The following is a 15,684-nucleotide window of genomic DNA, read 5'->3' on the forward strand; positions in this document are numbered from 1 at the left end:
AGACAGGAGAACCGTCCCCTTGTCTCCCCTTGTCTCAAGGGGTTGTAAAGATGTACGGGCATATTGATAATTTTTTAGTATACCTCAAGGTGGAAAAGAACGCTTCCCCCAGGACTGTTGACAGTTACCAGAAAGACCTCTTTCACGGACTGGATTTCTTTTCCTCTCTCTTGAAAAAAGATGACCAGGCGGTTACGCCGTCAGATATAGACCACCTGAGATTCCGGCATTATCTGGCCTCCCTGCGGGAAGCGGGGCTTGCCCGGACCACGATTGCCAGGCGGCTCGCGGCCTGGCGCTCGTTCTACCGTTATCTTTTCAGGGAAAAAGTTGTACAGGAAAACCAGATGGCTAAAGTCATGAGCCCGAAGCTGGAAAAACGGCTGCCGCGCTTTCTGTACGAAGAGGAAGTGGAGCTGCTGGTGGAGTCACCCGACGTGAGCCACCCACTGGGCAGGCGCGACCGGGCCCTGCTGGAGACATTATACGCGGGCGGCCTGAGAGTGAACGAACTGGTCATGCTTGACCTGTGGGATCTGGATCTTGGCGCCGGCTACGTCAGGGTGATGGGGAAGAGGGCCCGGGAAAGGCTGGTCCCTGTCGGTTCGCGGGCCGTTGAAGCGCTGCGCAAATATTTAGCCCAGGCCCGGCCGAGGCTTCTGGCCAACGCTCCTATAAAAAAAGTGAATAACGCCGTTTTTCTGAACCGCTGGGGAGAAAGGCTCTCCAGCCGGGGCATCAGGAAGATTATAAATAAATATATTGATAAGGTAAGCCTGGACAGGAAAGTCAGCCCTCATACCCTGCGCCATTCATTTGCGACACACCTTTTAAACGCCGGGGCTGATTTGCGTTCTGTACAGGAACTACTGGGCCACGCCAGTCTTTCCAGCACCCAGATTTATACCCATGTGACAGGTGAAAGGCTGAAACAGGTATACAGGAAGGCTCATCCCCGGGCGGAGGAGTAAATAAACAGGACCGGGCAAAGAAAGGAGTAGGAAATGTATCACGCCACAACAATTGTCGCCATAAAAAGAGATGGCAGGGTTGCCGTAGCCGGTGACGGCCAGGTAACCTTCGGAGAGAACACTATTATCAAAAAAGGGGCTAAGAAAATAAGGCGGCTCTATAAGGATAAAGTGATAGCCGGTTTTGCCGGTTCGGTTGCCGACGCTTTTACTTTATTTGATAAGTTTGAGGGCAAGCTGGAGGAATACCACGGCAATCTCCAGCGGGCCGCGGTAGAGCTGGCCAAGGAATGGCGCACCGATAAAATTTTAAGGCGCCTGGAAGCCCTTTTGATTGTGGCCAGTAAAGAAGATTTATTAATCATATCCGGCGGGGGAGAGGTTATTGAACCGGACGACGGGGTAGCAGCCATTGGCTCGGGCGGCAATTACGCTCTCGCCGCGGCCAGGGCTTTGGTCAAACACACCGGTATGGGCGCCGGGAAAATCGCCCGCGAGGCGCTGACCATTGCCGCCGATATCTGCGTTTACACCAATGAGAATATAACAGTGGAAGAATTATAAGAAAACAGAATACAGGAGTCAGAATTCAGGATTCAGAATAAAAGATAAAAATAATTCCTTCTGACTTCTGACTACTGAATTCTGAATTCTTAAGCCCCAATACTACAATTTAGATACATGGAGGCTAGGATTAGTGAAAGATTTGACACCGCGCCGTATCGTTGAGGAGTTAGACAAATATATTGTAGGCCAAAACAAGGCCAAGAAGGCTGTGGCTGTAGCCCTGCGCAACCGCTACCGCCGTAAGCTGCTGAGCGAGGACTTCAGAGACGAGGTAATCCCGAAAAATATCCTGATGATCGGGCCTACGGGTGTAGGCAAGACTGAAATAGCCAGGCGCCTGGCCAGGCTTGTAAAAGCGCCTTTCATAAAAGTTGAAGCCACCAAGTTTACCGAAGTCGGCTATGTGGGCAGGGACGTTGAGAGTATGGTACGGGACCTGGTCGAGACGGCAATCCGGATGGTCAAGCAGGAAAGGCTGGCCATTGTTCAGGACAGAGCTGAAAGACTGGCCAACGAAAAACTGGTGGAACTTTTGGCTCCTTATCCTGTACAGGAATCCCCTCCGCGCAACCCTCTGGAGATGCTGTTCGGCACCTCCAGACAGCCGGAGCAAATCGACATGCACCAGGATCAGAGAGTGAAAAGAGTCCAGTTTGAGAGGGAAATCCTCAGTGAGAAATTGGCGAGAGGTGAGTTGGAAAACGAATTTATAGAAATCGAGGTGGAGGACAACAAACCTCCCATGCTTGAAGTGTTTACCGGTTCAGGTATGGAGGAAATGGGGGTCAACCTGCAGGATATGCTCGGGGGTTTTTTGCCGAAGAAAAAGCGCAAGCGCAAGGTTACCGTAAAAGAAGGGCGCAAAATTCTGACCCAGCAGGAAGCTCAGAAACTTATTGACATGGATGAGGTCACTGCGGCGGCAGTTAAAAGGGCTGAAGAAGATGGTATCGTTTTTCTTGACGAAATAGATAAAATTGCCGGGCGGGAGGGCTACGGCCCCGATGTGTCAAGGGGCGGCGTCCAGCGGGATATTCTGCCGATTGTTGAAGGCTCTACGGTTATGACCAAATACGGGCCGGTTAAAACCGACCATGTTTTGTTTGTTGCGGCGGGTGCGTTTCATACTTCTAAACCATCCGACCTGATACCCGAACTCCAGGGTCGCTTCCCGATCCGTGTCGAATTGGAAAGCCTGACCCGGGAAGATTTTCAGCAAATTTTGACAGAACCAAGAAACGCTCTCATTAAGCAATACACCGAATTACTTGCCGCGGAAGGCGTAATAGTCAAATTTTCGCAAAATTCGCTTGTGGAAATTGCAGAAATCGCTTATACTGTTAATGAACAAACGGAGAACATAGGTGCTAGGCGCCTGCATACTATTCTGGAGAAGCTCCTGGAAGATATTTCATTCGAGGCGCCGGAACTCTCTGGAAAAGAAATCGAAATCAGCAAGGAACATGTTGTCGAAAAACTGGGTGAATTAGTAAAGAATGAGGATTTAAGCCGATACATTCTGTAAAGGAAGAAGGGGCAGAATGAGGGTATTACTGGAAAAAACCCGGGATATAAACAAACTGCTTCAGAAATCAGCGGGACATGCAGTTGATTTTAATGAAGTTGCCAGAGTTCTGAGCGAAAATATTGGAGGCAGTGTCTATATCCTTGACCAACAGGGCAAAGTTTTGGGGTACGCTTACTTGAAAGGCTGGACCTGTGATATTATGAAGGATATTGTTGAGGGTAGGGGCGAGTTTCCAGAAGACTACAGCGAAAATTTGATGAGGATCAACAAAACTCATGCTAACTTCTGTCAGACTAAAAATGCTTGTGTGTTTCTTGATAAACGTTGCCGGTACAATAATAAAATCACTACTATTATACCCATTGTAGGCGCCGGATCACGTCTCGGCACCCTGATCCTGGGCAGGTTTGACAATCATTTTAATGATGAAGATCTAATACTGGCGGAATACGGCGCGACAGTTGTGGGCATGGAAATACTGCGGGCCAGGGCAGATAAAATTGAGGAGGACGCCCGCAAGCTGGCGGCGGTACAGATAGCCCTGGGTACTCTTTCCTATTCCGAGCTTGATGCGGTGCAGCACATTTTCGGACAGCTGGAAGGAGAAGAAGGGCTGCTGGTGGCAAGTAAAATTGCCGACCGCGTAGGCATTACCAGGTCAGTTATTGTTAATGCCCTGCGCAAATTTGAAAGCGCCGGGGTTATCGAGTCCAAGTCCCTGGGTATGAAAGGCACCTATATCCGCGTCCTTAACGACAGGCTGATCGACGAGTTGGAAAGACTTAAGCAGCACTAAACATGACAATTTAAGTTAATTCAAAACCCCGGCTTGCACCGGGGTTTTCTATATGGTAAAATACCAATTGGTGCGAATTACACACGTTTCTGGATCTTTACAAGGGTGCCCCTGACCGGGGCCTTGCGGGAGATGAAGGAGACGGAGGTACAAAACCGCTGGGGGAGGAGGTGTAAATTAGTGGCAGTCATATCTATGAAGCAACTTCTGGAAGCAGGAGTTCATTTCGGGCACCAAACCCGCCGCTGGAATCCCAAAATGGCCCCCTATATTTTTACGGACCGCAACGGCATCTACATTATTGACCTGCAAAAAACGGTCAAGAAGGTAGAAGAGGCCTACAATTTTGTAAAACAGCTTTCTCTGGACGGAGAAACCATACTTTTTGTCGGCACCAAGAAACAGGCGCAGGAAGCAGTGAAAGAAGAAGCTGAACGCTGCAGCATGTTTTTTGTCAACCAGCGCTGGCTTGGGGGAATGCTTACCAATTTCCAGACCATCAGGCGCCGCATCGACCGCCTGCAGGAGCTGGAAAAAATGGAGATCGACGGTACGCTGGAAGTATTGCCTAAAAAAGAAGTAGCTGAACTGATGCACGAAAAAGAAAAACTGCAGAAGTTTTTAGGCGGTATTAAGGAAATGCGCCGGCTGCCGGGGGCTTTGTTCGTAATAGACCCCCGCAAAGAGCGGATTGCTGTTGCCGAGGCACGCAAACTGGGCATTCCCATTGTGGCCATTGTGGATACAAACTGTGACCCAGATGAGATCGACTATGTGATACCTGGCAATGATGACGCAATAAGAGCTGTTCGTCTTTTAACCGGCAAAATGGCCGAAGCAGTCCTGGAAGGGAAACAGGGTGAACAACTCGCTGAATAAGTGAGAGGCGGGGGCCAATATTTTTTAGTAACCCCTGCCTTTTTTTCTTGCCTTTTTATAAACAATATTGACTTTTTTGTTTTTCCTTAAAGAGTGTTGGACATCTCTTGCGTAAATATGGTTATAATACCATACATAGGGACAATTTAGTTAGTGTAAAGGAGGATGGTAATACATGTCAATATCTGCTGGTTTAGTTAAAGAACTGCGTGAACGGACCGGGGCGGGAATGATGGACTGTAAAAAAGCCCTTTCCGAAACAGGCGGGGATATTGAAAAGGCCGCTGTATATTTAAGGGAAAAAGGGCTGGCCGCCGCAGCTAAAAAAGCTGGAAGAATAGCCGCGGAGGGTGTTGTAGAGTCATACATACATGGCGGCGGTAAAATCGGCGTGCTGGTAGAAGTCAACTGCGAAACAGATTTTGTGGCTAAAACTGAAGAGTTCAAAATCCTGGCCAGGGACATTGCCATGCAGGTTGCCGCGGCAAAGCCGGAATATGTGCGCCGGGAAGAGGTCCCTGCTGAAGAACTGGAAAAAGAAAAAGAGATTTTACGGGCCCAGGCTCTGAATGAAGGCAAGCCCGCCAAGATCGTTGACAAGATGGTTGAAGGGCGCATTGAAAAATACTATAAAGAGATGTGTCTTTTAGAGCAGCCGTTTATCAAAGACACTAGTATGTCTGTCCAGCAGCTGATAACTGAGAAAATTGCTAAAATCGGTGAAAATATTAGTGTCAGGCGCTTCACCAGGTATGAGCTGGGAGAAGGGATTCAGAAGAAACAATCCGATCTGGCCGCTGAGGTAGAAGCGATGACCCAAAATACATGCAAATAAAATTTTTCCCAAAAGGAGTTTTGGGTGAAGTTGTAGAATTTACACTGGGGAGACAGGAGGTTTTTGCCTGGTATGGTAGCTCCAAAATACAGTCGTGTTGTACTAAAGCTGAGCGGTGAGGCTCTGGCTGGCTCCCTGGGATATGGGATTGACCCTGACGTTGTTAATACTATCGCCAGGCAAATAAAAGAAGTGGCGGAGAGCGGAGTGGAACTGGCCATTGTGGTCGGCGGGGGAAACATCTGGCGGGGAGTCGCCGGAAGCGCCAAAGGAATGGACCGGGCCACAGCAGACTATATGGGTATGCTGGCCACAGTCATGAACTCTCTGGCCCTGCACGACGCTCTGCAAAAACATGATGTTGATACCCGCACCATGACAGCTATTGAGATGAGAGAAGTTGCCGAACCCTATATCAGGCGCCGGGCAATCAGGCATATGGAAAAGGGCAGAGTGGTGATACTTGCCGGGGGAACAGGCAACCCCTATTTTTCCACTGACACTACCGCCGCCCTGCGGGCGGCTGAAATAGAGGCCCAGGTGATCCTGATGGCCAAAAGAGTGGATGGTGTGTATGACTGTGACCCGCTGACAAACCCACAGGCCAAAAAGTTCAAGGTGCTTTCATACATTGAAATGATCAGCAGGGGTCTGGGTGTGATGGACTCAACCGCTGCCTCATTGTGTATGGATAATAAAATACCGCTGATTGTTTTCGATTTAAATCAAGAAGGCAATATCAAAAGGGCCACTTTGGGGGAAAAAATCGGAACATATATCGGAGGTGAGTTAAATGGCGAAGGAGATCATTAAAGAAGCTGAAGCCAACATGAAAAAAACCATTGAGGTGGTTAAGAAGGAGTTTGCCTCAATGCGTGCAGGCAGGGCAACACCCGCTCTGCTTGACAAAATCCAGGTAAATTACTATGGCACTCCGACACCTGTCAACCAACTTGCCAACATTACAGTGCCGGAAGCCAGACTTCTGGTCGTCCAACCGTGGGACAAAACTGCTCTGCCTGAGATAGAGCGCGCAATTTTAAAATCCGACCTGGGGATTAACCCGGCTAGTGATGGCACGGTGATCAGGCTGGCCATACCCCAGCTTACCCAGGAAAGACGGACGGACTTAATGAAAGTGATTAAGAAGAAAGCTGAAGAGGGCAGGGTTGCTGTGCGCAATGTCCGCCGCGATACCAACGAACACCTTAAAGCTTACCAGAAGGAAGGGAAAATCTCAGAGGATGAGCTTAAGCGCCACCAGGATGAAGTGCAGAAGCTGACCGACCGCATCATTAAGGAAATCGATAACCTGTTATCCACCAAAGAACAAGAGATTATGCAGGTATAATAATGACAGTTATACCTGACATAATTGGATTACCCCTGGACAAAGCACTGGAAATATGTAAAAATCTAGGGTATGAGGTTGATATTAAGATCACCCGGCCTGTTAAAGCGAGGCAGGAAGGTGCGCTGAGAGCGGTTCGCTTTGACAAGGTATCCAAATATAGAGGGGTGGTAACTGTAGTGTTTGAAGATACAGGGAGAGGAGGTGGATAATTTGGCATACAAAATTACTGATGAGTGCGTGGCATGCGGAACCTGCATGGAGTCATGCCCGAACGAAGCTATTTCTGAAGGTGACATCTATGTGATCGATGCCGAAAAATGTGCGGAGTGTGGCGCCTGTGTTGATGCTTGTCCCACGGGAGCAATCATTGAAGAATAGTACTAAAACCCCCTCACATAAGAGGGGGTTGTTTATATAGATAAATATAGGATAAGGTTGTACCCAATGTCCATCTGCAGCGCCTGCGGCTGCGGATTTTTCGATTAAACTACTGCCACGGGTGGTTAAATAATGCTTAACAGATTTACCGGTTTCTTGCGACGGAATGAATCAAAAGAAAACAACCAGACAGAGATTGATATCCTCTTAAAAAAAATCGACTTTAGCAGGCTGCCGGTTCATGTTGCAATTATTATGGACGGCAACGGGCGTTGGGCCAACCGCCGGGGCCTGCCAAGGGCTTTTGGCCACCGGGCCGGTGTGGAATCGTTAAGGGATATCGTTAAAATATGCTCCGAGCTGAAAATTAAAGTGCTTACCGTATACGCGTTTTCAACAGAGAACTGGAAAAGGCCGCAGGAAGAAGTAAATGTTTTAATGGATTTGCTGGTGGAATACCTTAATGATGAGACCGAAGAACTATGTAAAAACGGAGTGAGGATAAACCCTATCGGCAGGTTGCAGGACATGCCGGTTCAGACGCTGGAGGCGCTTCGTATGGCCGCGGAGCGCAGCAGAAACAACGATGGCCTGATCTTGAACGTAGCCGTGAATTACGGCGGCAGAACGGAAATCATAGATGCTGTCAGAGCTATTGCCGCAAAGGTAAAAGATGACTCTTTGAATCTGGAACAGGTTGACGACAAGGTGATTTCCAACAGCCTTTACACGGCCGGACAGCCCGACCCGGACCTGTTAATCAGGCCTTCCGGGGACTTTAGGATTAGTAATTTTTTACTCTGGCAGCTGGCATATACGGAATTTTGGCTTACCAATGTGCTATGGCCTGACTTCCGCCGGGTGCATTTACTGGAGGCTATAGTAGAATACCAAAGGCGGGAGAGACGCTTTGGCGGTTTAAAGAGTGGCAGAACATCCTGACGGGTCGGTGAAAAAGTGCTATCGCAAAGGATAATCAGCGCCCTGATCGGAATTCCCCTGGTAATTTTGGCGGTATGGTTCGGGGGTGTTCCTTTAATCCTTATGACAGTTCTGATTACAGTCCTTGGTCTAAGGGAAATGACCTGGATGCTACATAAGTTGGGCTTAAAACCATCATTGTGGCTTGCGCTGGCCGGAGGCTTAATCCTGACCGGCGGCGCATACCTTTATAGCGATGGCTACCCCGGCCCGACAATTACAATTATTCTATTTATGCATCTTATTGCGGCGGTTGCCCTGTATCCTCGCTATACATTGCTTGACAGCGCAGGGACTTTAATGAGCACAATGTATGTTGGACTGCTCAATTATTTTTACCTGCTGAGGATGATGCCAGACGGGTGGGTTTGGCTGATTTTTACGCTTGCCGGAACCTGGGCCTGTGATACAACAGCTTATTTTGTCGGAAAGGCCTTTGGTAAAAGGAGGATAGCGCCGGTGTTGAGCCCCAAGAAAACAGTTGAAGGGGCGGCCGGCGGTCTTCTGGGCGGCGGCGTAATCGGCTGTTTGTTTTCACTTATATATCCATTCCTGCCATTGACAGAGCTGCTGATTTTAGGCTTAATACTCAGCGCGGCGGCAGAAGTGGGAGATTTGCTGGAATCGGCCTTTAAGAGGCAGGCCGGTGTAAAAGACTCCAGCACCTTAATCCCTGGCCATGGCGGGATCCTTGACCGTATTGACAGTACTCTTTTTACCGCTCCGCTGGTATACTACTTCGTCCTGTTGTTTATTAAAAGCTGAGGTGAATTAAGGAGTGCCCAAAACCTTACTGGTAATTATTTACGCTTTTATAGCAATACTAATAGCTGGTGCGGCTTTTAAATATGTCCTGCCAATCCTGATCCCGTTTATTATTGCTTTAGTCTTAAGTTTCTGTATGGAACCGGGTATCAGGTTTCTGCAGAAGAGGGTGAAAATGTCCCGCGGTTTAGCCACACTTACCTCTATGCTGGTTGCTTTTGGCGTTATCACAGTGATTCTTTCCACTATTGTTTTGCAGCTTGTTTCTGAGCTGATCCAGCTCTCTGTTTCACTGCCGGCGCTGACAATGGAATTAAAATGGTACTTCCAGGGGCTGATCGAAAAAGCGACAGCTTTTTATGTTACACTACCACCCAGTGTGAGCTCATCTATTGAGCAGAACATAACCAACCTGGCCTCCAACCTGCAGGGGTTGGTCAGTAAATCCGCCAATTCACTGCTGCTGTTCGTGTCAATGGTGCCAGGCACCATAGCGGTACTGGTGGTATGCTTGTTGGCCACTTACTTCCTGGCACGCGACAGGCGGCTGATAGCAGATTTCATACTTCGCTTGCTGCCCGCCTCCTGGGGTGAGAAGACTATTGCCGTCACAAATGATGTTGCCGCCGCCTTTGCGGCGTATATTAAGGCCCAGGCCTTGCTGATATTTATCACAACTGTCATTAGTGTTACCGGACTGTACATAATTGGCGCTGATTATGCCTTGATTATGGGGCTGGCAGTAGGGTTTTTCGACTTGATTCCTGTTTTGGGGCCAGCCACAATCTACGTTCCCTGGCTGATCTGGTCCTTTGCCACCGGGGCGACTGGTTTTGGGATAAAAATAACAATACTGTATTTGCTTGTCCTCCTGGTCAGACAAGTTCTGGAAACAAAGATCGTGTCCGCCAACCTCGGGCTGCACCCCCTGGCAACGCTCTTGGCCATGTATGCCGGCTTGAAAACTATTGGACTGACAGGTCTGTTTTTAGGGCCGATCATCTTAATCGCCGTGCAGTCACTCTACAAAGCCGGGGTGCTGTATCCTCAAAAGTGAGAAAAAATATGACAGGAATGTTAAAAGAATACAGGAGTCAGAATTCAGAATTCAGAATAAAAAATTCACAATATTATTCCTTCTTCTTACTTCTGACTACTGAATTCTGTATTCTGAAAATAATTACTATTTTTTGGGGTAAGTCATGAAAAGAATTGTTATTCTTGGAAGTACCGGGTCTATTGGCAGGCAGACGCTGGATGTGGTCAGGAGCCTGCCGGGAAAATTCAAAATTGTTGGACTGGCTGCAGGAAGTAATTGGCGCCTTTTGGCCGGCCAGATTAAAGAGTTCGGCCCGCTGGCCGCGGCCATGTCAGGTGAGGAAGAACTGGCAAGTTTAAAAACCGAACTAGCGCCTGGCTATATTCCCGATCTGTACCGGGGAAGGGAAGGCCTGGAGACACTTGCTACTATGCCTGAAGCAGATCTTGTAGTCGTGTCTGTGACCGGCGCCGCCGGTATTTTCCCAACCATTGCGGCTATTTGCGCCGGTAAAGACATCGCCTTGGCCAACAAGGAAACTCTGGTTGTGGCAGGACATCTGGTAATGGATTTGTCGGCCAGGTACAAAACAGGCATTTTGCCGGTTGACAGCGAACATTCAGCTGTCTGGCAATGCCTGCACGGCCTTGGTTCAGACCAGGTGGAGAAAATAATACTTACCGCCTCAGGCGGCCCGTTCCACCAGTTGAGCTTAAAAGAACTCGAAGGGGTGACCGCTGATATGGCCTTGCGGCACCCTAATTGGAACATGGGCAATAAAGTGACGATTGATTCGGCCACGTTGATGAATAAAGGTCTGGAAGTTATTGAAGCAAAATGGCTGTTCGGGGTAAACTATTCTAAGATAGAAGTTGTGGTGCACCCCCAGAGTATTATCCATTCAGCCGTTGAATTTCTTGACGGTTCTGTTATAGCCCAAATGGGACTGCCTGATATGCGGCTGCCCATACAGTATGCCCTCACCTATCCGGACCGTTTGTCCGGAGCCGTTCCCAGGCTAAAGTTTACTGATTTGCAGGGGCTGACCTTTGAGCCGCCTGACCTTGAGAGGTTTCCCTCCCTGAGTCTGGCGTATGAAGCGGGAAGGGCGGGCGGCACCATGCCGGCGGTACTGAATGCCGCCAATGAAGTGGCTGTGGCATCATTTCTAGGTGGAACTATTTCTTTTAAAAACATTCCATATATTGTAGAATGTGTTATGGAAAAACACGAACTTTTAAGCAATCCCGGGCTGGAAGAAATTATGGCCGCGGATTACTGGGCAAGGGATTTGGCAAAAAAACAAATCGAGAAGAGTCTAATTTAAAACTAAACTGAGGTGTTTAAATGCTGACTGCTGTCGCTTCTATTTTTGTATTTGGACTGCTGATATTTTTTCATGAGTTTGGTCATTTTATGATCGCCAAGTTGGTAGGAATTAAGGTCTATGAATTCAGTCTTAGCTTCGGGCCGAAACTTATCACTGTCCCCGGCGCGGATACAACATACAACCTTCGCCTGCTGCCGCTGGGCGGGTTTGTGCGTATGGCCGGGATGGAGCCGAACGAGGAAATAGACGTCCTGGATCAGGACAGGGTTTTTAATAAAAAAACTGTTTTCCAGCGCATATCAGTGATTATTGCGGGCCCGATCATGAATTTTTTCTTAGCCATATTATTGCTGGCGGTAATGATTTCCTTTCAAGGCGAGCCTGTTCCTTCTAACGTTAGCGGTGCAGGGGAGGTAATCGCCGGCGCCCCGGCACAAAAAGCGGGTATTATGGCCGGTGATAAAATTGTGGCTGTGGACGGCCAGCCGATCAACACATGGGAGGAACTGGTGGCTGTCATCGGCGCGAGGCCGGACCAGGAGATAACGGTTGATGTAATCAGAAACAATGAAAAATTGCAGCTTGCCATGAAGACAGAAAGAAATGAAGCAGGACAGGGGAAAATAGGCATCTACCCAATGGAGGAATATAAAAGGGTAGGCCCTTTAAGAGCTCTTTCCCTGGGCGCCGAATGGACAGTGAAAATTACAGTGACAATCATGGATTTCATTTCCAAGATGATCTTCGGCCAGGCTCCCCCGGACCTGGGCGGGCCGGTCAGAGTGGTTACCGAGATAGGCAAAGCCGCTCATGTAGGCTTTTTCATGCTGATCCAAATGGCGGCTATTCTGAGCATAAACCTGGGTCTGTTCAACCTCTTTCCCATACCTGCCCTGGACGGCAGCCGCATTCTTTTCCTGATCTGGGAAAAGCTTAGAGGCCGCCCGGTTGACCCGGTAAGGGAGAATTTCATCCACCTGGTGGGTTTCGGGCTGCTCTTACTGCTAATGGTAGTCATCACCTATAACGACATTCTGCATATATTTGTAGTTAATCAAGGCTCCGGCCTGCAGTAAGAAGTGAGAAATGGGCCGTGGGAATTGAGACGTGTGATGTGGGAATGAAAGATAGCCTTTAGGGTCAATGACCCAAAAAAGAAATCCGGACAAGCGTTGTGACGGACTTAAGCAGCATAACAAATTAGATTCTAACGACAAAATAGGAATGCCAGAATCTCACGTCTCACTTCCCACGGCTCACATCTAAAATATGGGGTATTATTATGGTTCGCAGAAAAACAAGGGCGGTTTTCATCGGAAATGTTCAGGTGGGCGGTGACGCGCCTGTCAGTGTACAGTCTATGACCAATACCGACACCCGGGACGCCGCGGCGACAATAGAGCAAATCAGGCAGCTGGCCATGGACGGCTGCGAGATAATCCGCGTGGCTGTACCCGACCGGGAGGCCGCGGCGGTGCTACCCGCGATTCTTAAAGAAATTACCATTCCACTGGTCGCCGATATCCATTTCGACTACCGCCTGGCCCTGGAGGCTGTTAAGGCCGGTGTTGCCGCTCTCAGGATCAACCCCGGCAATATCGGCGGCAGGGATAAGGTTGAAGAAGTGGTGAAGGCGGCAGCGGCCAGAGGTATCCCGATCCGGATCGGGGTCAACACAGGCTCCCTTGAAAAAGAAGTTGTGGCAAGGTGCGGGGGGATCACTGCCGGGGCTATGGTGGAGAGTGCCCTGCGTCATATCGAAATCCTGGAGAAGCTGAACTTCTTTGATATTAAAATATCCTTAAAAGCGTCCAACGTGCCGTTGATGGTTGAGGCCTACCGTCTCTTGGCCGCTCAGGTGGACTACCCCTTTCACCTGGGTGTGACTGAGGCCGGCACGCTTAATTCCGGCACAGTCAAATCGGCTGTGGGTATAGGTATATTATTAAATGAAGGAATCGGTGACACTATTCGCGTCTCTCTTACCGGGAACCCAGCCCACGAGGTAAGAGTGGGATATGAAATATTAAAAGCGCTGGGGCTGCGCAGGAGAGGCGTTGAGCTTATATCCTGCCCTACCTGCGGCCGCACCCGCATAGATTTGATTAAGATTGCCGGTGAAGTGGAAGAAAGGCTGCAGAGTCTGGACAAGCCGCTCAAGGTCGCAGTCATGGGCTGTGAGGTAAACGGTCCTGGCGAAGCGCGTGAAGCGGATGTCGGCATTGCCGGCGGCAAGGGGACAGGACTTATCTTTCGCAAAGGTGAGATCGTCCGCAGAGTGCCTGAGGACAGGCTGGTGGACGAGCTATTAAAAGAAATTGAAACATTAAAGTGATAATAGTTTATACCTAGGTGAAAAGAAAAAACAATTTGACAGGATTAACAGGATTTGAAAATAGATTAACAGGTTTTAGGATTTGAATTTTCAAGTTAAAAAGCAAGATTTAATTGCGTTTCTCAATCCATAGAGGCAAAAAGAATAAACATTTTTGAAGAAAATATTCAGGAGGAGTTTCATGCGAGCGACATCTTTACTGGCGCCTACACTGAGGGAGGCGCCCGCGGAGGCAGAGATAATAAGCCACCAGCTGTTGGTGCGGGCTGGTTTTATCAGAAGAGTGGCGGCCGGTGTGTATAATTATTTGCCTCTGACCATGCGTGTGCTCAAGAAAATAGAGCAAATAATACGGGAGGAAATGGATGCCGCGGGCGGGCAGGAACTGCTGATGCCGATTATACAGCCGGCGGAACTGTGGCAGGATTCAGGCCGCTGGAACGTGTATGGCCCTGAACTGTTCCGGCTTAAAGACAGGCATGACCGCGATTTCGCTTTAGGCCCCACACATGAAGAGATTATCACCAGCCTGGTAAAAGGGGAAGTCAGCTCTTACAAGCAGCTGCCGCTGCTTTTGTACCAGATCCAGAACAAATACAGGGATGAGCGGCGCCCCCGCTTTGGCCTGCTGCGGGGCAGAGAGTTTATTATGAAGGACCTTTATTCCTTCGACCGGGACCAAGAAGGTCTGGATGTAAGCTATATGAAGATGTACCATGCCTACACCAAGATTTTTAAGCGCTGCGGCCTGACTTTCAGGCCGGTGGAGGCGGACTCGGGCGCCATCGGGGGAAGCGATACGCACGAGTTTATGGTGCTGGCTGATTCAGGTGAGGCAGCGGTCCTTTTCTGCGGCAATGAAGACTGTGAATATGCCGCTAACGTAGAGAAAGCGGCCCAGGTCTTTAAAAACGAAAAAGAAAAAGAAGAATTAAAACCTCTATCAGTAAAAGAAACTCCAAACATGCGCACTGTAGAGCAGGTAAGCACTTTTCTAAATATAAAGCCGCAAAAAATTATTAAAACAATACTCTACGAAAATGAGCATGGAGTCGTCGCAGCCCTGGTCAGGGGGGACAGGGAGGTCAATGAAATAAAGCTTTTGAACGCGCTGGGCTGCCTGCGGCTTGATTTAGCCGGTGAAAACACTGTGAAAAAGGCAACCGGCGCCGCGGTCGGCTTTGCCGGTCCGGTTGGCTTAAAGGGCATCAAGATCATTGCCGATTTGGAAGTAGCGGCACTGGTCAACGCTGTGGCCGGCGCCAACAAGGGTGATGCTCACATAATTAATGTCAATCCCGGGCGTGATTTTACCATTGATCTCTTAACGGACATTAGGATGGTACAGGCCGGCGAGCCCTGTCCCAGTTGTGGCAGTGAGCTTAAAGAGGCCAGGGGCATTGAGGTCGGCCAGGTCTTTAAACTCGGTGACAAATACAGCAAAATATTGGGCGCCACCTATTCAGACGAAAATGGGACGTCCAAAACCATTATTATGGGATGTTACGGTATTGGCGTAACCAGGACGATGGCCGCGGCCGTCGAGCAAAATCACGATCAGGACGGGATCATCTGGCCGGCTTCAATTGCGCCGTTCCACACAGTGATCATACCTGTCAACACCAGGGACAGCAGCCAGGTTGATCTGGCGGAAGAAATATACGGCCGGCTGTGGAGCGGGGGTGTTGAAACAGTTCTGGACGACAGGGCTGAACGGGCCGGAGTCAAATTTAAGGACGCCGACTTGATTGGTTACCCGCTGCGCATAACCATCGGCTCGAAAGCCGTTGCCGAAAAGCAGGTTGAGGTGCGGGTGCGCAAAACAGGCGAAATGTACTTAGTCCCCCTGGATCAAGTTGAGTCAGTGGTGCGGGAGTTGTTGGGCAAACTGTAAGCTCAGCTATTATTCCCAGCGTGAAATCTGGA

General features: G+C 49.2%; 17 protein-coding genes. All 17 read left to right on the top strand.

Going from position 1 to position 15,684, the window contains the following annotated elements:
- Positions 1-50 precede the first annotated feature (50 nt).
- Positions 51-971, top strand: coding sequence for a tyrosine recombinase XerC (gene xerC / locus Pmgp_RS12800; protein ID WP_134214378.1), 921 nt, complete (start codon positions 51-53; stop codon positions 969-971).
- 33 nt (positions 972-1,004) lie between these two features.
- Positions 1,005-1,535 (top strand): ATP-dependent protease subunit HslV, encoded by a 531-nt coding sequence (gene hslV / locus Pmgp_RS12805; protein ID WP_134214379.1) that lies wholly within the window; start codon positions 1,005-1,007, stop codon positions 1,533-1,535.
- 133 nt (positions 1,536-1,668) lie between these two features.
- On the top strand, positions 1,669-3,063 hold the full coding sequence (hslU, locus tag Pmgp_RS12810) for an ATP-dependent protease ATPase subunit HslU (RefSeq protein WP_134214380.1): 1,395 nt from the start codon (positions 1,669-1,671) through the stop codon (positions 3,061-3,063).
- Between the two features lie 16 nt (positions 3,064-3,079).
- The gene (gene codY / locus Pmgp_RS12815) at positions 3,080-3,862 is read left to right on the top strand and encodes a GTP-sensing pleiotropic transcriptional regulator CodY (RefSeq protein WP_134214381.1); all 783 of its coding nucleotides are present in this window, start codon (positions 3,080-3,082) and stop codon (positions 3,860-3,862) included.
- A gap of 180 nt (positions 3,863-4,042) precedes the next feature.
- Positions 4,043-4,741 carry a 30S ribosomal protein S2 gene (rpsB, locus tag Pmgp_RS12820; protein WP_134214382.1) on the top strand — a complete coding sequence of 233 codons (699 nt, stop codon included), beginning with the start codon at positions 4,043-4,045 and terminating at the stop codon, positions 4,739-4,741.
- A gap of 175 nt (positions 4,742-4,916) precedes the next feature.
- Positions 4,917-5,576, top strand: a complete 660-nt coding sequence (gene tsf, locus Pmgp_RS12825) for a translation elongation factor Ts (protein ID WP_134214383.1) — start codon at positions 4,917-4,919, stop codon at positions 5,574-5,576.
- 72 nt (positions 5,577-5,648) lie between these two features.
- Positions 5,649-6,389, top strand: coding sequence for a UMP kinase (gene pyrH, locus Pmgp_RS12830; protein ID WP_134214384.1), 741 nt, complete (start codon positions 5,649-5,651; stop codon positions 6,387-6,389).
- Positions 6,370-6,927 (top strand): ribosome recycling factor, encoded by a 558-nt coding sequence (frr, locus tag Pmgp_RS12835; protein ID WP_134214385.1) that lies wholly within the window; start codon positions 6,370-6,372, stop codon positions 6,925-6,927. The genes pyrH and frr overlap by 20 nt, the downstream gene beginning before the upstream one ends.
- Before the next feature lie 2 nt (positions 6,928-6,929).
- Entirely contained in the window at positions 6,930-7,139 is a 210-nt protein-coding gene (locus tag Pmgp_RS19510; RefSeq protein WP_153189221.1) for a hypothetical protein, read from the top strand.
- 1 nt (position 7,140) lies between these two features.
- A complete protein-coding gene (locus Pmgp_RS12840; protein WP_134214406.1) occupies positions 7,141-7,308 on the top strand; it encodes a DUF362 domain-containing protein in 168 nt (55 codons plus the stop codon).
- Positions 7,309-7,440: 132 nt separating this feature from the next.
- Complete coding sequence (uppS, locus tag Pmgp_RS12845; protein WP_134214386.1) at positions 7,441-8,250, top strand: undecaprenyl pyrophosphate synthase; 810 nt, start codon at positions 7,441-7,443, stop codon at positions 8,248-8,250.
- 15 nt (positions 8,251-8,265) lie between these two features.
- A complete protein-coding gene (locus tag Pmgp_RS12850; RefSeq protein ID WP_134214387.1) occupies positions 8,266-9,054 on the top strand; it encodes a phosphatidate cytidylyltransferase in 789 nt (262 codons plus the stop codon).
- Between the two features lie 13 nt (positions 9,055-9,067).
- Positions 9,068-10,111, top strand: coding sequence for a sporulation integral membrane protein YtvI (ytvI, locus tag Pmgp_RS12855; protein WP_134214388.1), 1,044 nt, complete (start codon positions 9,068-9,070; stop codon positions 10,109-10,111).
- 145 nt (positions 10,112-10,256) lie between these two features.
- Positions 10,257-11,420 (top strand): 1-deoxy-D-xylulose-5-phosphate reductoisomerase, encoded by a 1,164-nt coding sequence (locus Pmgp_RS12860; protein WP_134214389.1) that lies wholly within the window; start codon positions 10,257-10,259, stop codon positions 11,418-11,420.
- Positions 11,421-11,440: 20 nt separating this feature from the next.
- Positions 11,441-12,499 carry an RIP metalloprotease RseP gene (rseP, locus tag Pmgp_RS12865; protein ID WP_134214390.1) on the top strand — a complete coding sequence of 353 codons (1,059 nt, stop codon included), beginning with the start codon at positions 11,441-11,443 and terminating at the stop codon, positions 12,497-12,499.
- Positions 12,500-12,705: 206 nt separating this feature from the next.
- Complete coding sequence (gene ispG / locus Pmgp_RS12870; protein WP_134214391.1) at positions 12,706-13,758, top strand: flavodoxin-dependent (E)-4-hydroxy-3-methylbut-2-enyl-diphosphate synthase; 1,053 nt, start codon at positions 12,706-12,708, stop codon at positions 13,756-13,758.
- Between the two features lie 181 nt (positions 13,759-13,939).
- A complete protein-coding gene (locus Pmgp_RS12875) occupies positions 13,940-15,652 on the top strand; it encodes a proline--tRNA ligase (RefSeq protein ID WP_134214392.1) in 1,713 nt (570 codons plus the stop codon).
- Positions 15,653-15,684 lie beyond the last annotated feature (32 nt).

Origin of the sequence: Pelotomaculum propionicicum (genome assembly GCF_004369225.1) — a bacterium.
In the GTDB taxonomy this organism is placed as follows: Bacteria; Bacillota; Desulfotomaculia; order Desulfotomaculales; family Pelotomaculaceae; genus Pelotomaculum_B; species Pelotomaculum_B propionicicum.